The sequence below is a fragment of the Nocardia rhamnosiphila NBRC 108938 genome, assembly GCF_000720425.1.
Lineage (GTDB): Bacteria > Actinomycetota > Actinomycetes > Mycobacteriales > Mycobacteriaceae > Nocardia > Nocardia rhamnosiphila.
In genome coordinates this window covers 1-377 of sequence record NZ_JOAJ01000057.1, presented here as the reverse complement: position 1 = coordinate 377, position 377 = coordinate 1, and the positions used below count along the sequence as shown (strand labels likewise).

1 protein-coding gene is annotated in these 377 nt (G+C 66.3%); it reads right to left on the bottom strand.

What is annotated here, in order from left to right; all coding sequences use genetic code 11:
- The coding region (locus tag IG75_RS36995; protein ID WP_425600717.1) for a condensation domain-containing protein at positions 1-337 on the bottom strand (337 nt) is incomplete at its 3' end.
- Positions 338-377: the final 40 nt, after the last annotated feature.

The window sequence follows — 377 nt, the reverse complement described above, 5'->3', positions numbered from 1 at the left end:
CGTCGGCCGCCTGTCCGACCTCGAACAAGGCCAACCGCAACGGCACCTCGGCCGTCACATCGAACCCACCCGACGCCAACTCCGACACCGCCGACACCACATCCGCAGCAGCCACCGCACGCACCCGGAACTCCGGCACCGCATCCACAACCGGAAGCACCACCTGCACCGGACCCGAATCGGTCTCCGGATACACCGTCCGCAAAACCTCGTGCCGCCCCACCACATCGGCAACCGCCGCACGCAACGCAGCCACATCCAGATCACCGGACAACCGCACAGCCATCGGAATGTTGTAAGCCGCCGACCGACCATCGAACCGGTTCAAGAACCACATACGCTGCTGCGCCAACGACAACGGCACCCGCTCCGGCCGC